Origin of the sequence: Aeromonas sp. Y318-3 (assembly GCF_027706185.1) — a bacterium.
GTDB classification, from domain to species: Bacteria; Pseudomonadota; Gammaproteobacteria; order Enterobacterales; family Aeromonadaceae; genus Aeromonas; species Aeromonas veronii.
Genome location: NZ_JAPDCN010000002.1, coordinates 286,178 through 301,411 on the forward strand (window position 1 = coordinate 286,178; position 15,234 = coordinate 301,411).

The window sequence follows — 15,234 nt, forward strand, 5'->3', positions numbered from 1 at the left end:
CCCTCTTTCATTGATTTCACGTTTCCATTGACTTGTTATTGGCGAGCCCCGCTGGGGGCCCGTGATTCAGAGCCGCTCGTAACCGGGCAGCGTCAGAAAATCGATCAGGGTATCGGCGCAGGTGATCTCTTCCATCAGCTCGCTTGCCTCGGCAAAGCGTCCTGCCTGCCAGCGCGCAGTACCCACCTCGGCTTTGACCACCTCCAACTCCTCGGCCAGCATCTGGCGGAACAGCTCTTTGGTCACCACCTTGCCATTCGACAGGCTCTTGCCGTGGCGGATCCACTGCCAGATGGAGGTGCGGGAGATCTCGGCGGTGGCGGCATCTTCCATCAGGCCGTAGATGGGCACGCAGCCGTTGCCGTTGATCCAGGCCTCCAGATATTGCAGGGCGACCCGGATATTGGTGCGCATCCCTGCCTCGGTGCGCTCACCCTCACAGGGTGCCAGCAGGTCGGCGGCAGTGATGGGGGCATCCTGCTCGCGCAGCACGCCGATCTGGTTCTTGGCGCCAGCCTTAATGGTGGCGTTGAACACCGCCATGGCGGTATCAGCGAGGCCAGGGTGGGCGACCCAGGTACCGTCGTGGCCGTTGTTGGCTTCGCGCTCCTTGTCGGCCTTGACCTTGGCGAAGACCTGCTCGTTGACGGCCGCGTCCTTGGCCGGAATAAAGGCAGCCATACCGCCCATCGCCAGCGCTCCGCGCTTGTGGCAGGTCTTGATCAGCAGCCGCGAGTAGGCGGAGAGGAACGGCTTGTCCATGGTCACCACCTGGCGGTCGGGCAGGACGCGATCCGGATGGTTCTTCAAGGTTTTGATATAGCTGAAGATGTAGTCCCAGCGGCCGCAGTTCAGCGCAACGATGTGATCCTTCATTTGATAGAGCAGCTCATCCATCTCGAATACGGCTGGCAGGGTTTCAATCAGCACGGTGGCCTTGATGGTGCCGCGGGGCAGACCGAACTTGTCCTCGGTCCAGGCGAACACCTCGCTCCACCAGCGCCCTTCCAGATGGCTCTGCAACTTGGGCACGTAGAAGTAGGGGCCCGAGCCTTTGGCCAGCAGCGCCTGATAGTTGTGCAGGAAGTAGAGAGCAAAATCGAACAGGCCGCCTGGGATGGGCTCGCCATCGAAAGTGACATGTTTTTCCGGCAGGTGCAGACCACGCACCCGGCAGATGAGCACCGCCGGATTGGGGGTCAGGGTGTAGGCCTTTCCTTCTGGACTGGTGTAAGAGATGGTGCCGTTGACCGCATCGCGCAGGTTGATTTGACCCTCGATCACCTTGTTCCAGGCGGGGGCCAGTGAGTCCTCGAAGTCCGCCATGAACACCTTGACGTTGGCGTTGAGGGCGTTGATCACCATCTTGCGCTCGACCGGGCCGGTGATCTCCACACGGCGGTCTTGCAGGTCGGCGGGAATGCCGCGAATAGTCCAGTCACCTTCACGGATGTGGGCGGTTTCCGGCAGGAAGTCCGGCAGCTCGCCGCCATCGATACGGGCCTGGCGTGCCACACGTTGTTTCAGCAATTCCCCTCTTTGGGGAGCAAAACGTTCCACCAGTTCGGAGACCAGAGCCACCGCGTCCGGCGTCAGAATTTGCGCGTATTCGGGTAGCATCTCGCCCTGGATGCGAAGGCGGGCGCTGCAGTGGGTCTGAGCCGGTGCCGACATAAGGTTCACTCCTTTGAGAATTACATTTTGAACTTACTAACTACGACTAAAGTCGAATCCCTGTTCCTGAAACGTTCCCGAAACAACGGGGTAACACGATTGATAAGGTGCGAAATATTGTTGAGTACGTCAACAGTTTTTTTTAAACACCTGTTTTTTGGATATGGTTAAGTTGATGTTTTTTATTGCTTTATTGGGTTGGTGTAAAAGCTCTACGCAGATGGTTATGCTCCTGATTTTTCCCATCGGACAACGGCTAATTTGGGCCGTTACCCAGCCCCTTACTTTGTAACTTATTACGTAATAAAATTACAAATGCAAAAACAAATCCCGACCTAACTCCAGGCTTTGCCAAAACAGCCGTATAAAGCGTGTTTGAATGTGGCAATAAATGTTTTGCTATTGCTAGACCTAGTTAGTGAACGTGAGTTTTAAACTTGGCGTGGTGATGCAGGCTCTGTTGGCACCAGCGGTTGCAACGATGGAAAGTGAAGCGCAATAACGTAGGTTTGTATCAATTGTCGGGGGGAATGCCGGGGAGGAAGGGGGGAGATACATCAGTCAATAATACTGCCATCCTTGATAGAATTAGCAGTTTGTCGTTTTTTGCAGATTTCTCGCCAAGGGTATGAAACGGAGTGCGTTGAACAGGCGATGCGCCGGTGATTGAGCGGCCATCTGGCCGGGCTCAATAGTCATCATCCGGTTCGGCAAGATCGATTACATCCAGCTGGATGACCTGTTCATCTTCGTTTTCGGTATGGCAAGGGGTATCGTGAGGAACGGAATAAAGCGCAATAGCGGGTGCGAAATTGGTGTTCTGGTTCATGCCTGGTCCTGTGTTGCACGCAAGCCGGACAGTGATCCCTTCACTTGTGTTTCCACCTCCCTGTGTTGTCTATCGGCGGAAAGTTGCGCATCTTAATGAGTTCGGTAAAAAGATTCAAGTGGTTCTGAGTGTTTTTTGTGCTTGATAGGTCGGCATTGTCAGGAGGATAAATCGGAGACAAAAAAATAGCCCAGTCGTTTGACTGGGCTATTCTCGGGGAAAATGGTCGGTGTGAGAGGATTCGAACCTCCGACCCTCTACACCCCATGCAGATGCGCTACCTGGCTGCGCTACACACCGACAGAGTCAGACTCGGCTGACGGGGAGGAAGTCTAATAGCATGGCCAAACGGGTGCAACTCCTTTTTTATCATAGAGATGCCGATTGCTTCTTTATTGCTCAGTCTGGATGCAGCTTGGGTCTGACGCGCAGATTTGGCATAATCTGCCGCCCTGTCACCGCGAGGTATCATGCCTGCTATCTATGGAGTTATCTGACAGGTGTGGGTAGCGGGAATGCAAACAGCACCATTAAACAATATAAAGAGGGGATGGGCGTGAAACCATCAGAGGTCCCAGAGACACCGAGTCAGACCGAGCAGGACGAGCAGTGGATGCGCCATGCCATGGCATTGGCCGCCCGGGCCGAAGGGATTGGCGAGATCCCGGTCGGTGCCGTACTGGTGCTGGACGGTCAGGTGGTGGGCGAGGGGTGGAATCGCTCCATCAGCGAACACGATGCCTGTGCCCATGCCGAGGTGATGGCAATCCGGGCGGCGGGCAAGCAGCTGGCGAACTACCGCCTGCTCGACACCACTCTTTATGTGACGCTGGAGCCCTGCTGTATGTGTGCCGGTGCGCTGATCCATAGCCGGGTCAAGCGGGTGGTTTACGGCGCCCGAGATCTCAAGACCGGTGCCGCGGGGTCGGTGTTCGAGATCTTGCAGGACCCGCGCCACAATCACAGCGTCGAGCTGACCGGCGGTGTGCTGGCCGATGCCTGCTCGGCCCAGTTGTCGGCCTTCTTCAAGCGCCGTCGCGCCGAGAAAAAGGCGGCCAAACTGGCGCTGCAACAATCAAACGATACCCTTTCCTGAATCATTCGGGGGCAGCGCAGGCTGCCCTTACTGATCATCAGCATAAATATCCCTTTATAAACAGTATATTACGTTCGCCCGCCTTCGAAGGGATCCCCGCCCATTTTTCCGCTAACAACCTCTGTTAAAGCGTCCTCGATGTAACAAAACTGTCATGCAACCGCCATATAATGCCGCGAAGCCTAGCTTACATTGAGGTCTTGCATGTCATCGGAATCGTTAAACCTGGTCATGGCGGGCAGTAGAAAACGCCGGATCAAGGATAAATTGGCCAAATATGGCGTCACCACAGGCGGAGCCCTGGTACTGGTGGCGCTGCTGCTCATCTTCTTTTATCTGCTCTATGTGGTGAAACCCATCTTCAATGGCGCCTCCATGGAGCCGACAGCCTCGTTTACCCTGCCTGCCGCAGGGAAGACCGCCTGGCTCGGCGTGGAAGAGCAGAACGAGATCGGCTATCGCTTCAGCGATAAAGGGCAGGTCAACTTCTTTGCGGTGCAGGGAGATGACAAGATCAAGGTCGGCCAGTCACTGGGTCAGGCCCAGGTTGCTGGTGACATCACCACGGTAGCGACCCCGGCACCGGGCCAGCGGCTGATCGCTTACGGCTTTGCCGATGGCAAGGCGCAGGTCGTCCAGCCAGCGTTCAAGGTTTCCTATCCCAACGATGTTCGGGTGATTGAACCCAGCCTGCAATATCCCTTCGGCGAAGAGCCTGTGGTGATCGACCCGCAAGGGAAGGCATTGCAACTGATGGTGTTCGAAGCCACCAAGGACAAGATGGCGACCGCCGCCGTGACCGAAGATGGTCGTGGCGTGATGACTGTGATGAGCGGTGAGGAGAACTTCATCTCCGGGGAGATTGAGTGGAGCAGTGAAAACTACACGATTCCCTCCCTGCCGCGCCATGTGGATCAGATGTTGCTGACCCCTAATCTGCGGATCCTGTTCGTGCGCGAGGGTAATCGCCTCTCCGTCTATGACATTCATAACCTGAGCGAAATCTCCCTGCGCAACGTGTTGGAGATCAATGCCCCCAACGCCAATGTGACCCGGGTTCAGCTGCTCTCCGGCGCCTCTTCACTGCTGGTGGGTAATGACAACGGCGTGATTTCACAGTGGTTCGAAGTGGCGAAGGATGGCAAACGCCAGTTCACCCAGATCCGTGACTTCAAGGGCGATGGCGCAGTGGATCTGCTGACTCCCGAGCACTTTCGCAAAGGCTTCATCAGTGCCGACAAGGACGGCATCATCAGCTTCTTCCACGCCACCGGCGAGACCAAGCTACTGACCGAGACGGTGGAAGGGGGCGAGCTCTCTGCTCTGGCCATCTCCCCCCGTCACAACCTGTTGCTGATGCAGCAAGGGGAGACCTTCAAGCTTTTCTCGGTGGAGAACGATCACCCCGAGGTGACCTGGTCGGCCCTCTGGCAGAAGGTATGGTATGAAGGATATCCGGAGCCCCAGTATGTGTGGCAATCCACCTCCGCCAGCAACGACTTTGAAGCCAAGCTGAGCCTGGTGCCGCTGGTATTCGGTACCCTGAAAGCCTCTTTCTACGCCATGGTGTTTGCTGTGCCGCTCGGCGTGGCCGGTGCCATCTATACCGCCTACTTCATGTCGGCGGGGCTGCGCAAATACGTCAAGCCGACGGTCGAGATCATGGCAGCGCTGCCTACCGTTATCCTGGGCTTCCTGGCGGGTCTGTGGCTGGCGCCCATCATCGAGGGTGCGTTGCCCGGGGTGATCCTGCTGCTGATATTGCTGCCGATGGGGATGCTGCTGACTGCATTGCTCTGGAACTATCTGCCGGAGCGCGGCAAGTCCTGGCTGCCGGAGGGGTGGCACGCCATCCTGCTGATCCCGGTGCTGCTGCTGATTGGCTGGGGGGCCTTCGCCCTGAGCCCGCTCATCGAGAATGCCTTTATGCACGGCGATTCGCGCATCTGGCTGACTCACGAAATGGGCATCAAGTTTGACCAGCGCAACTCGCTGGTGGTCGGTATCGCCATGGGCTTCGCGGTCATCCCCACCATCTTCTCCATCGCTGAAGATGCGGTCTTCTCGGTGCCCAAGCACCTGACCCAGGGCTCGCTGGCGCTGGGGGCCACCCCGTGGCAGACCCTGAGCCGGGTGGTGATCCTCACCGCCAGCCCGGGCATCTTCTCTGCGGTGATGATGGGCCTTGGCCGCGCCGTGGGCGAGACCATGATCGTGCTGATGGCTACCGGCAACACCCCCATCATGGACTTCTCCATGTTCCAGGGGCTGCGCACCCTCGCCGCCAACATCGCGGTGGAGATGCCGGAATCGGAAGTGGGCAGCTCCCACTATCGGGTACTGTTCCTCGCGGCCTTCGTCCTGTTTGTGTTCACCTTTTTGTTCAACACCCTGGCCGAGTTTGTCCGTCAGCGGTTGCGTGAAAAATACAGCTCGATGTAAGGGGCGACTCTGTAATGGACAAGGAATCGACAATGGGTAAGTGGTTTAAATCAGGGGCCCCCTGGATCTGGATGACCGGCGGTGCCGTCAGCCTGAGTCTGGTGGCGGTACTGGGTCTGCTGCTGCTGATCGGCTGGCGTGGTCTGGTCTACTTCTGGCCGCACCCCATCTATGAGTGGCAGCTGGAAGACGCCAGCGGCAACAAGAGCGTACTGATCGGCGAAATCAACGATCGCGAGCAGGTTCCGGTGGAGCGACTGCGCGCCGCAGGTCTGGCGCTGGAAGGGGAAGAGCGCGAGCTGCTAACCCGCTATCTGGTCAAGACCGGCAACCGCGAGTTTGTTGACCTCGATTTTCGCTGGGTGCTGGAGACGGACATCAAGTCCCAGAGCCAGCCAGCCGAGCTGGCCATGGTTGAGCGTGCCACCAACGGCAACTTCTATGGCTATATCGTCGGGGTGAAAGAGGATGGCCGCGAGCTCACCTCTGATCTGCATCCTGCCCTGCAGCGGGTGCTGGCGCGAGCCAATGCCCTCTCCGAACAGGCCAACGATCTGCAAAAAGGGGACATCGGCAGCATCAACTATCAACTGGAGCGGCTGCGCCTGAAAGAGCGCAAGGCCGAGCTGGATGACAAGCTGACCGATCAGCTCAAAGCCGAACTGGCCAGCGAGCGTCAGGCCCTCAACGATCGCTATCAAGTGCTGGAAAAAGAGCTCTTCTCCCTGCGTAGCCAAGCGGACCGCGACGCCATTACCGTCAAGGATATGCGTGGCGAGCTGGTGACCATGCCGATGTCCAAGGTACTGGACGTGGTATGGCCCAACGACATGAGCCTGCTGGCCAAGGTAGGTCACTGGTTCCACCAGATAGGCAAGTTCGTCTCTGACGATCCCCGTGAAGCCAACACCGAGGGCGGGGTGTTCCCGGCCATCTTCGGCACCGTGTTCATGGTGTTCCTGATGGCGATCATCGTGACCCCGCTGGGGGTGGTGGCGGCAGTCTACCTGCACGAATACGCGGGCAAGAACAGTCTGACCAAGATCATCCGCATTGCGGTGATCAACCTGGCGGGCGTGCCCTCCATCGTCTACGGCGTGTTTGGTCTGGGCTTCTTCGTTTACACCCTGGGGGGCAGCATCGACCGCCTCTTCTACCCGGAAGCGCTGCCGAGCCCGACCTTTGGCTCACCCGGCGTGATCTGGTCGGCGCTGACCCTGGCCATCCTGACTCTGCCGGTGGTGATTGTCTCCACCGAAGAGGGGTTGGCGCGGATCCCGAGCACCATCCGTCAGGGCTCGTTGGCACTGGGTGCCACCCAGGCCGAGACCCTGTGGCGCATCGTGCTGCCGATGGCGAGCCCGGCCATCATGACCGGCCTTATTCTGGCTATTGCCCGTGCAGCCGGTGAAGTGGCGCCGCTGATGCTGGTGGGGGTGGTAAAACTGGCACCGACCCTGCCGATGGATGGCAACTTCCCGTATCTGCATGTGGAGCGCAAGTTCATGCACCTGGGCTTCCACATCTATGACGTCGGCTTCCAGAGCCCCAACGTCGAGGCTGCCCGCCCGCTGGTCTACGCCACCTCCTTCCTGCTGGTGACGGTGATCGTGGGTCTGAACCTGACCGCTATCGGTATTCGTAACCACTTGCGCGAGAAATTCCGGTCGCTGGAGCATTAATCCGGCGCCACTTGAGTGATACAAGAGTGAGATAACAGAGGGGCGGCCGAGCGCGAGCCGCCATCTCTCTGCACCAATATGTGAGGGGCGCCGGCAGCTGTCCGGCCACTCCAGATAGATTTTGAGGTAACAGATGATCAACGTAACGACCACGTCTACCCAGCACACCGCGCTGGACCTGCTCAACCTGACCCCGGAGCAGACCGCGCTGGAGGTGAAGGATCTCAACCTGTACTACGGCAGCAAGCAGGCGTTGTTCAACGTCAACATGAAGATCCCCAAAGGGCAGGTGACCGCCTTTATCGGCCCGTCAGGCTGTGGTAAATCGACCCTGCTGCGCTGCATCAACCGGATGAACGATTTGGTGGAGATCTGCCGCATCGAGGGGGAAATCCAGCTGCACGGCCATAACATCTATGACAAGAGCGTCGATGTTTCCGCCCTGCGCCGTCAGGTGGGCATGGTGTTCCAGCGCCCGAACCCCTTCCCCAAGTCCATCTACGAGAACGTGGTCTATGGTCTGCGCCTGCAGGGGATCAACGATCGTCGCACTCTGGATGAAGCGGCCGAGCGCTCCCTGCGCGGTGCGGCCCTGTGGGACGAGGTGAAGGATCGTCTGCACGACAACGCTTTCGGTCTCTCCGGTGGTCAGCAGCAGCGTCTGGTGATTGCCCGTGCCATCGCCATCGAGCCGGAAGTGTTGCTGCTCGATGAACCAACCTCGGCGCTCGACCCCATCTCCACCCTCACCATCGAGGAGCTGATCAACGAGCTCAAGAGCCAGTTCACCGTGGTGATCGTGACCCACAACATGCAACAGGCTGCGCGTGTATCGGATCAGACCGCCTTCATGTATATGGGCGAGCTTATCGAGTACTCGGATACCAACACCATTTTCACCACCCCGGCCAAGAAAAAGACCGAAGATTACATTACCGGTCGTTACGGCTAAGGAGAGGAGAGGATGAATCTCAGCAAACAGATTGGCAGTCGGTTCAACGGCTAAGGCATAATCGGAGCAATCAAGGATTATTTGTATGGACAATATGAACCTCAATAAACACATCTCCGGTCAGTTCAATGCCGAGCTAGAGAGCGTGCGCAACCAGGTGCTGGTGATGGGCGGTCTGGTGGAGCAGCAGCTCACCGACGCCATCGCGGCGATCCACGATCAGGATCTCGATGCGGCGCGTAAAATCGTGGCCAACGACCACAAGGTCAACGCCATGGAAGTGGCGATCGACGAGGAGTGCACCCGCATCATCGCCAAGCGTCAGCCGACAGCCTCCGACCTGCGACTGGTGATGGCCATCATCAAGACCATCACCGATCTGGAGCGCATTGGTGACGTGGCCGACAAGATCGCCCGCATGCTGACCGACAACGCCAACAAGCCGCAGCCGCCGCTGGTGTCTCTGGAGAACATGGGCCGTCGTACCATCAAGATGCTGCACGATGTGCTCGACGCCTTCGCCCGCATGGATCTGGATGCGGCGCTGGCGGTCTACAAGGAAGATGACAAGGTAGACCGCGAGTACGAGTCCATCATCCGCGAGCTGATGACCTATATGATGGAAGATCCCCGCACCATCCCCCAGGTGCTCAACGTCCTGTGGGCGGCGCGGGCCATCGAGCGGGTCGGCGATCGCTGCCAGCACATCTGCGAGTACATCGTCTACTACGTGAAAGGCAAGGATGTGCGCCACACCAAGGCGGATGATCTGGGCACCTTGCTGGGCAAGGGCTAACCGGAAGTGAATAAAAAGGCGCGTGAAGCGCCTTTTTTGTTGCATAACTGGTCGGAGTAAGATAAAGCCCCCAACTGGCTGTTTTCTGATAGAATACTCCCCCTGTGTGAGTCCCGGATGGGCTCACGGTCCGGTCTCCCGGGCCCAGTTTGCCGTCTTGTGCTAAGGCGGGTGTAGCAATAGGTTAATCATGAGTTTTGCCGATAGTTTGTTCTTTTTAATGCTGCTGGTTGGCGGCAGTGTGTTCTTCTCCCTCTCCGAGATCTCTCTCGCCGCGTCTCGCAAAATCAAATTGCAGGTGATGGCGGATGAAGGTAATCGCCAGGCCGAAAAGGTGCTGGCCCTGCAGGCCCAGCCGGGCAACTTTTTCACCGTGGTGCAGATTGGCCTCAATACCGTCGCCATTCTGGGCGGTATCCTGGGTGAGTCTGCCCTCAACCCCGCCATCAAGGGGATTGTCTCCCAGTTCTACCAGGGCCCCTGGCTTGGCGAGATCAGCTCCGGTGCCTCCTTCGTGTTTGTTACCGGCATGTTTATCCTGATCGCCGACCTGATGCCCAAGCGTCTGGCCATGACCATGCCCGAGCAGATTGCCGTGGTGGTGGTGCGCCCCATGCTCTTCTTCGTCACCGTTTTGATGCCGCTGGTGTGGGTCTTCAACGGATTGGCGAACTCCCTGTTCCGTCTGATGCGCGTCTCCACGGTGCGTAACGACGAGATCACCTCCGACGATATCTATGCGGTGATGGATGCCGGTGCCGAGGCGGGGGTTATCCAGCGCGAGGAGCATCAGCTCATCGAGAACGTGTTCGAGTTGCAGTCCCTTGGTGTCACCTCTGCCATGACGGCCCGCGAGAGCCTCATCTACTTCACCCTGCAAGAGAGTGAAGAGAGCATCAAGGCGAAGATCGCCGAGCATCCCCACAACAAGTTTCTGGTCTGTGACCACAACCTCGACAGCATCAAGGGCTTTGTCGATGCCAAAGAGCTGCTAATCCGCGTTATCGGCGGCCAGAGCATCGACCTTATCGGTGGCAACCTGGTGCAGAACGTCATCATCATCCCCGATACCCTGAACCTCTATGAAGCGATGGAGTACTTCAAGAATCATCGTGGCGACTTTGCCGTGGTGATGAACGAGTATGCGCTGGTGGTGGGGATCGTCACCATGAACGACCTGATGAGCACCGTCATGGGTGAGTGGGCGACCCACGTGGTGGAAGAGCAGATCGTCCAGCGCGACGAGAACTCCTGGCTGGTGGACGGGGTCACCCCCATCTCCGACGTGATGCGCGCCTTCGATATCGAAGAGTTCCCCGAGAACCAGAACTACGAGACCATCGCCGGCTTTATCATGTATATGCTGCGCAAGATCCCCAAGCGCACTGACTCGGTCAAATACGCCGGTTACAAGTTCGAAGTGGTGGATATCGACAGTTACAAGATTGATCAGCTGCTGGTTACCCGGGTCGAACCGGCTGTTGCCGAGAAGCCAGCTCAGGAATCGTAAAAGGAGCGACATAAGAGTCATGAAGATGCAGTCTCATTCCCGTGCGCTGGCCTGTGTCGCGCTTGCCCTGGCACTGGGTGCCTGTAGTCAGAGTGCGCCGCGCAAAGCCACAGTGGCAGCCAAGCCGGTAACCCCCAAGCCTGCCGTGGTCGTGCCGCAGCCGGATCCCGACGCGGTGGTTCAAAGTGGCATGGCCGAGCCGAGCCCGGTCTTTGACGAGCAGTACCATGGCCCGGACCAGGGGTCGCTGGAGTCGGTGACGGCCCTGTTTGCCCGTGGCTACATCGAGTCCGCCATGCGCGAGACCATGCTGGCGGCGGTGCACAACGACTATCCGCTGCTCGGCATGCGGGATGTGCGGTTGACCGATCCGGTCTCCAAATTCCTCACCTCCGAGCATGCGGCCACCACGGCCCATGACTACCTCTATGCGGGTGTGCAGCGTCGCCTCGGTCGTCCGCTCAGCCCTGCCCAGTGGGAGCAGGTCTGGCGCGGTTTGCCGCAGCAGGGTCGGGTCTCCGACTGGGTCAAACAGATTAAGCGAGTGCTGGCCGGGCGTTAAGTTACCAGCGGATCAAGATTGTGATGAGGCCACCTTAGGGTGGCCTCTTGCATTTCTGCGTTTGCCTCGCCGTTTGCACGCTCATTTCTGCTGATACTGATTGCCGCCCGTGGCGCTTTGCTTTATCTTGTTTTGGCCATCTAAACATCCATATGTTTTTATGGCTGCATAATAAAAGGGCTTCACAGGATGAAGCAGGACGATCTGCAGCGATTCGATGTGAAACCGCAGATCAACAAAACAAACAGATAAATACGCAAATAAACAACGCACATAACGAAGAGACACGACAGATGGAAACCAGGGAATTGTGGGTGCTGGATGGGGGCATGGGGCGCGAGTTGGCACGGTGGGGGGCACCGTTTCGTCAACCCGAGTGGTCGGCGCTGGCCTTGATGGAGGCGCCAGAGACGGTGCGTGACGTGCATCAGGCCTATGTGGCGAGCGGGGCCAGAGTCATTACTACCAACAGCTATGCGCTGGTGCCGTTTCATATCGGCGATGAGCGTTTCTTTGCCGACGGGGAGGGGCTGGCAGCGCTGGCTGGTCAACTGGCCCGCGAGGTGGCTGACGAGCAGAAGGGCGCCGTGCAGGTGGCGGGTTCTCTGCCACCGCTGTTTGGCTCCTACCGTGCCGACCTGTTCAAGGCGGACCGGGTGAGCGAGCTGGCGACGCCGCTTATCCGGGCGCTATCCCCTTATGTGGATATCTGGTTGGCCGAGACCATGAGCCTGATTGCCGAGCCACTGGCCCTGAAAGCGCTGCTGCCTGATGACGGCAAGCCGTTCTGGGTCTCCTTCACGCTGGAAGATGAGGCGCCGGGCAACGAACCGCGACTGCGTTCCGGCGAGCGGGTGGCCGATTCGGTTAGCGCGCTGGTGGCGGCCGGGGTCGATGCCATCCTGTTCAACTGCTGTCAGCCCGAGGTGATCGAGGGGGCCCTCGAGGTTGCCCGCACCCGATTGCAGGCGCTGGACCGCGCAGACATTCGCCTCGGTGCCTATGCCAACGCCTTCCCGCCGCAACCCAAGGAGGCCACCGCCAACGACGGGCTGGACGAGATCCGTGCCGATCTGGGGCCGCTGGATTATCTCGGCTGGGCCGAGCGCTGGCGCGCGGCCGGCGCGAGCCTCATCGGCGGCTGCTGCGGCATCGGCCCCGAGCATATTCAGGCGCTGAGCCGCCGGTTGCGCTAAGGAGCTTCCATGAAAGAGAGCAAGATTGGGCTCTGGTCCCTCACCGCGCTGGTGTTCAGCTCCATGGTGGGGGCGGGGATTTTCAGCCTGCCCCAGAACATGGCCGAGGTGGCAGGCGCCCGCGCCGTGCTGATCGGCTGGGGCGTGACGGGTGTGGGCATCCTGGCGCTCGCCATGAGTTTTCTCTATCTGTCGCGACTCAGACCGGATCTCGACGGCGGCATCTACAGCTACGCCCGCGCCGGTTTTGGCGATCTGGTGGGCTTCTTCTCCGCCTGGGGGTACTGGCTCTGTGCCACCATCGGCGTGGTGGGTTATCTGGTGATCGCCTTTGCGGCGCTGGGCAGCTTCGTCGATACCCCGGAGCAGGTCTGGTTTGGTGACGGCAATACCCTGGCGGCGTTTGTCGGCGAGTCCTGCATCCTCTGGTCGGTACACCTGCTGGTGGCTCGTGGCGTGCAGCAGGCGGCGCTGTTCAATCTGGTGGCGACTCTGGCCAAGAGCCTGCCGCTGCTGCTGTTTATCCTGTTCGCTTGCTACTGGTTCGACCCGGTCACCTTCGCGGCGGATCAGCAGGGCAGTACCCTGGCGGTGCCGGTCTCCGAGCAGGTGCGCAACACCATGTTGATTACCCTCTGGGTTTTTACCGGCATCGAGGGGGCGGCGGTGTTGTCGGCCCGCGCCAGAAACCGGCGGGATGTGGGCACCGCCACCGTGCTCGGCGTGGTGCTGGCGCTGCTGCTCTATGTGCTAATCTCGGTGCTGGCGCTCGGAATATTGAGCCGGCCCGAGCTGGCGGCGCTGCCCAACCCCTCCATGGCAGGGCTGATGGCCCAGATGACCGGCTCCTGGGGCAAGCTGTTCATCAGCATCGGCCTTATCGTCTCGGTGCTCGCCTCCTACGTGAGCTGGACCCTCTTCTCGGCGGAGGTGCCGTTCAGCGCGGCCCGCCACGGTGCGTTTCCCGCCATCTTCCGGCGACAGAACCGCAACGGGACGCCTATCGCCTCGCTCTGGCTCACCAGCCTGACGGTGCAAACATGCCTGCTGCTGGTGTGGCTGCTCGGCAAGGGTTACACCAGCCTGCTGCTTATCTCCACCTCGATGATCCTGGTGCCCTACCTGCTGATCGGGCTGTTTCTGCTCAAGCTCTCGTTCAGCAAGAAGGGTGAGGGCGGGCAGGGCCGCGGTCTGATGCGGGCGGTGGCGCTGGTGTCGAGCGGTTACGGCTTCTGGCTGCTCTATGCCGCCGGGGTGGAGTATCTGCTGCTGTCGTTGTTGCTCTACGGGCCGGGCTTGCTGCTGTTTCTCTACAGCCGCCGTCAGCTGGGCGCAGATCTTTGCCTGAGTGGTCGCGAGCGGCTGTTGGCCGGAGTGACCTTGCTGAGCCTGATCCCCGCCGTCTGGTCGTTTGCCCATCTCTGATATCGAAGATGTGACTGACCATAAAAGAGAGCGCCGCCGTGGCGCTCTCTTGTTATCAGGGACTGGTTATCAGGGGCTTGCTATCCGGGAGTTGCGATTCGAGGCGAAGGCCTAGCGGCTGGCAGGTCCAGCCGGTTTGCCAAACAGCACCGCGAGTTTTTGTCGCCACGGCAGGCCACGGGCGTCGCGCAGCATGTCGCGCCATTCGTGGAAGGTGAGAGTGAGGGGGTTGAAGCTGTGGATAGGCTTGGTGATGCCAAAGCGGCACGGTTCTGCCGGATCTTCCTCGACAAAGGTGCCAAACAGCCGATCCCAGATGATCAGCACCCCGGCGAAGTTGCGGTCTATGTATTTGGCGTTGCTGGCGTGGTGCACCCTGTGGTGGGAGGGGGTGTTGAAGAGCCACTCAAGCCAGCCGAGTTTGCCTACCACCTGGGTGTGGACGAAGAACTGGAAGCCCAGGCTCAGCAGCACGGTGGCGACCACTGCCTCGGGCGGGAAGCCGATGACAATCATCGGGATCCAGAACAGCCACATGCCGGAGATCGGATACATCAGGCTCTGGCGAAAGGCGGTGGAGAGGTTGAGTCGCTCCGAGCTGTGGTGCACCACGTGGGAGGCCCACAGCCAGCGCACATGGTGGCTGGTGAAGTGGAACAGCCAATAGCAGAGATCCTGCAGCAGGAACAGCAGTAGCACACTCCAGAGATTCAGCTCGATATCGAACAGTCGCCAGCCCCAGAGGGTGTCATACAGATAAGCAATGGCAATGGCCGCCAGCGCATCGCCACCTTGGTGCATCAGGGCCAGGGCGGCGTTGGCGAACAGATCCCGCCACTGGTAGGTGGCGGTGGGAAAGTCAGCGCCATGTTTGCGCAGGTAGAGCATCTCCCAGCCGATAAAGGCCAGAAAAATCGGGGAGAGGTAGAGCAAAAGCAGTTGCACATCCATATGCGGCCATCCATTCAGAGCAATTGCTCTCCAGCATAAAGGATGGCTTTAATATTTCATTAACATTTTTCAGCCAACGAAGAGATGGCATGAAATATGGCGCGCCAGCAGAGGAAGGC

General features: G+C 59.1%; 12 protein-coding genes and 1 tRNA gene. 9 read left to right on the forward strand and 4 right to left on the reverse strand.

All coding sequences use genetic code 11. The features are described 5' to 3' along the window. Positions 1–66: 66 nt before the first annotated feature. The 3 genes from aceB to OKB77_RS03815 all read right to left on the reverse strand — a co-directional run bounded on the left by aceB (position 67) and on the right by OKB77_RS03815 (position 2,803). The gene (gene aceB, locus OKB77_RS03805; protein WP_184232274.1) at positions 67–1,674 is read right to left on the reverse strand and encodes a malate synthase A; all 1,608 of its coding nucleotides are present in this window, start codon (positions 1,672–1,674) and stop codon (positions 67–69) included. Positions 1,675–2,362: 688 nt separating this feature from the next. Beyond that, positions 2,363–2,503 carry a hypothetical protein gene (locus OKB77_RS03810; RefSeq protein WP_216954087.1) on the reverse strand — a complete coding sequence of 47 codons (141 nt, stop codon included), beginning with the start codon at positions 2,501–2,503 and terminating at the stop codon, positions 2,363–2,365. 223 nt (positions 2,504–2,726) lie between these two features. Continuing rightward, positions 2,727–2,803, reverse strand: a tRNA-Pro gene (locus OKB77_RS03815). Between the two features lie 256 nt (positions 2,804–3,059). Here OKB77_RS03815 and tadA point away from each other — a divergent pair. The 9 genes from tadA (at position 3,060) to OKB77_RS03860 (ending at position 14,164) form a co-directional block, all read left to right on the forward strand. Next, the gene (tadA, locus tag OKB77_RS03820; protein WP_103250562.1) at positions 3,060–3,599 is read left to right on the forward strand and encodes a tRNA adenosine(34) deaminase TadA; all 540 of its coding nucleotides are present in this window, start codon (positions 3,060–3,062) and stop codon (positions 3,597–3,599) included. 204 nt (positions 3,600–3,803) lie between these two features. Continuing rightward, the gene (locus tag OKB77_RS03825; protein ID WP_204483816.1) at positions 3,804–6,041 is read left to right on the forward strand and encodes an ABC transporter permease subunit; all 2,238 of its coding nucleotides are present in this window, start codon (positions 3,804–3,806) and stop codon (positions 6,039–6,041) included. A gap of 32 nt (positions 6,042–6,073) precedes the next feature. Beyond that, positions 6,074–7,723, forward strand: coding sequence for a phosphate ABC transporter permease PstA (gene pstA, locus OKB77_RS03830; protein WP_040066195.1), 1,650 nt, complete (start codon positions 6,074–6,076; stop codon positions 7,721–7,723). 133 nt (positions 7,724–7,856) lie between these two features. Then, positions 7,857–8,675: a phosphate ABC transporter ATP-binding protein PstB gene (pstB, locus tag OKB77_RS03835; RefSeq protein ID WP_005334102.1), complete on the forward strand. Its 819-nt coding sequence runs from the start codon at positions 7,857–7,859 to the stop codon at positions 8,673–8,675. A gap of 85 nt (positions 8,676–8,760) precedes the next feature. Then, positions 8,761–9,471 carry a phosphate signaling complex protein PhoU gene (gene phoU, locus OKB77_RS03840; protein WP_005334097.1) on the forward strand — a complete coding sequence of 237 codons (711 nt, stop codon included), beginning with the start codon at positions 8,761–8,763 and terminating at the stop codon, positions 9,469–9,471. Between the two features lie 190 nt (positions 9,472–9,661). Beyond that, complete coding sequence (locus OKB77_RS03845) at positions 9,662–10,981, forward strand: hemolysin family protein (RefSeq protein ID WP_005334094.1); 1,320 nt, start codon at positions 9,662–9,664, stop codon at positions 10,979–10,981. A gap of 19 nt (positions 10,982–11,000) precedes the next feature. Further along, entirely contained in the window at positions 11,001–11,543 is a 543-nt protein-coding gene (locus tag OKB77_RS03850; RefSeq protein ID WP_021231037.1) for a hypothetical protein, read from the forward strand. A gap of 293 nt (positions 11,544–11,836) precedes the next feature. After that, positions 11,837–12,739: a homocysteine S-methyltransferase family protein gene (locus OKB77_RS03855; protein WP_270816947.1), complete on the forward strand. Its 903-nt coding sequence runs from the start codon at positions 11,837–11,839 to the stop codon at positions 12,737–12,739. A gap of 9 nt (positions 12,740–12,748) precedes the next feature. After that, complete coding sequence (locus tag OKB77_RS03860; RefSeq protein ID WP_270816948.1) at positions 12,749–14,164, forward strand: basic amino acid/polyamine antiporter; 1,416 nt, start codon at positions 12,749–12,751, stop codon at positions 14,162–14,164. Between the two features lie 111 nt (positions 14,165–14,275). On the opposite strand, the gene OKB77_RS03865 is transcribed toward OKB77_RS03860, so the two are convergent. After that, positions 14,276–15,115 (reverse strand): sterol desaturase family protein, encoded by an 840-nt coding sequence (locus tag OKB77_RS03865; protein ID WP_270816949.1) that lies wholly within the window; start codon positions 15,113–15,115, stop codon positions 14,276–14,278. Positions 15,116–15,234 lie beyond the last annotated feature (119 nt).

Bases quoted from the DNA above. Each gene is read 5' to 3' on its own strand.
- aceB (WP_184232274.1), bottom strand. From the start codon at position 1,674: ATGTCGGCACCGGCTCAGACCCACTGCAGCGCCCGCCTTCGCATCCAG.
- OKB77_RS03810 (WP_216954087.1), bottom strand. From the start codon at position 2,503: ATGAACCAGAACACCAATTTCGCACCCGCTATTGCGCTTTATTCCGTT.
- OKB77_RS03825 (WP_204483816.1), top strand. From the start codon at position 3,804: ATGTCATCGGAATCGTTAAACCTGGTCATGGCGGGCAGTAGAAAACGC.
- pstA (WP_040066195.1), top strand. From the start codon at position 6,074: ATGGGTAAGTGGTTTAAATCAGGGGCCCCCTGGATCTGGATGACCGGC.
- pstB (WP_005334102.1), top strand. From the start codon at position 7,857: ATGATCAACGTAACGACCACGTCTACCCAGCACACCGCGCTGGACCTG.
- phoU (WP_005334097.1), top strand. From the start codon at position 8,761: ATGGACAATATGAACCTCAATAAACACATCTCCGGTCAGTTCAATGCC.
- OKB77_RS03845 (WP_005334094.1), top strand. From the start codon at position 9,662: ATGAGTTTTGCCGATAGTTTGTTCTTTTTAATGCTGCTGGTTGGCGGC.
- OKB77_RS03850 (WP_021231037.1), top strand. From the start codon at position 11,001: ATGAAGATGCAGTCTCATTCCCGTGCGCTGGCCTGTGTCGCGCTTGCC.
- OKB77_RS03855 (WP_270816947.1), top strand. From the start codon at position 11,837: ATGGAAACCAGGGAATTGTGGGTGCTGGATGGGGGCATGGGGCGCGAG.
- OKB77_RS03860 (WP_270816948.1), top strand. From the start codon at position 12,749: ATGAAAGAGAGCAAGATTGGGCTCTGGTCCCTCACCGCGCTGGTGTTC.
- OKB77_RS03865 (WP_270816949.1), bottom strand. From the start codon at position 15,115: ATGGATGTGCAACTGCTTTTGCTCTACCTCTCCCCGATTTTTCTGGCC.